We start from the raw sequence: 1,205 nt of genomic DNA, 5'->3' as shown, positions 1-1,205 counted from the left end.
GCCGCCAAGGTCGTCTCGCGCACCCCGCGCGTCTCCACCGGCCGCCCCGAGCTGACCGAGGCCGCCATCGTGGTCTCCGGCGGCCGCGGCGTCGGCGAGGCGGCCGGCTTCGGCGTGGTCGAGGAGCTGGCCGACGCGCTCGGCGCGGCCGTCGGCGCCTCGCGCGCCGCCGTCGACGCCGGCTGGTACCCGCACACCAACCAGGTCGGCCAGACCGGCAAGCAGGTCTCGCCCCAGCTGTACGTGGCCAACGGCATCTCCGGCGCGATCCAGCACCGGGCCGGCATGCAGACCTCGAAGACCATCGTGGCCGTCAACAAGGACCCGGAGGCCCCGATCTTCGAGCTGGCCGACTACGGCGTGGTCGGCGACCTGTTCGCCGTGCTGCCGCAGCTCACCGCCGAGGTGAAGGCCCGCAAGGGCTGATCCACCGCGCGGCCTGGCGGCCGATGCGCCGGAGGGCGTGGCACCGAGTACCCGGTGCCACGCCCTCCGGCGTACCGCGTGCCGCCGCCGCTACTCCGCGAAGGCCGCCAGGTGCTGGGTGAAGCCGCCCTGGTTCGGCGGCAGCGGGCGCGGCTCGGCCGGCTGGACCCGCTCGGCCTCCTCCTGGGGGAGCAGCGTCAGCTCGGGCTGGTCGGAGCCGGCGGTCGGCGTCAGCCGGACCCGGGTGCCCACCGGGACGGTGCTGCGCAGGCCGTTGACGATGCACCAGACGTCGAAGCCCTCGGTCATCCGGATCAGCGACTTCTGCCGGGCCAGCGGCGTCCGGGCCTGCTCGACGGCGCAGCGGCGCACCACCCCGGTGCCCTCACTGGCCTCCAGCCGCAGGTCGGTGGAGCCGCAGGTCGGGCAGAGCAGCCGCTGGAAGGTCGGGTTGTTGCACCACGTACAGCGCTGGAAGTACAGCGGGGTGCTCTCGGTTTCGGCGTCGATGGCTGAGTGGACCACGGTGTCATCTCCCTGCGCTCGGACCTGGCTCTCGGACTGGCCAAAAGGATAGGGAACTCAGTGCCGCGCTGTGAAGGCACTGAGTTCCCTTTTTGCCGCACGCATGCATAATGAAGGGTACTGAGTACCGTCTGAAACAGGAGTGCCGATCATGAGCCAGGACTTCGATCTCTTCCGGATCTCCGAGGAGCACGAGATGCTCCGTGAGGCGGTGCGTTCGCTGGCCGAGGCGAAGATCGCTCCGTTCGCGGCGG

The 1,205-nt window shown here is 71.4% G+C and carries 2 protein-coding genes; one reads left to right on the top strand and one right to left on the bottom strand.

What is annotated here, in order from left to right; genetic code table 11:
• On the top strand, positions 1 to 426 hold a 426-nt coding region (locus tag ACFVHB_RS40140; RefSeq protein ID WP_380332935.1), incomplete at its 5' end, for an electron transfer flavoprotein subunit alpha/FixB family protein.
• A gap of 90 nt (positions 427 to 516) precedes the next feature.
• On the opposite strand, the gene ACFVHB_RS40135 is transcribed toward ACFVHB_RS40140, so the two are convergent.
• On the bottom strand, positions 517 to 951 hold the full coding sequence (locus ACFVHB_RS40135; protein WP_380332933.1) for a hypothetical protein: 435 nt from the start codon (positions 949 to 951) through the stop codon (positions 517 to 519).
• Between the last annotated feature and the right edge of the window lie 254 nt (positions 952 to 1,205).

This window comes from Kitasatospora sp. NPDC127111, from assembly GCF_042677465.1.
Lineage (GTDB): Bacteria > Actinomycetota > Actinomycetes > Streptomycetales > Streptomycetaceae > Kitasatospora.
Note: the sequence above shows the minus strand (reverse complement) of the source record. Positions and strands in the feature narration are given on the sequence as shown.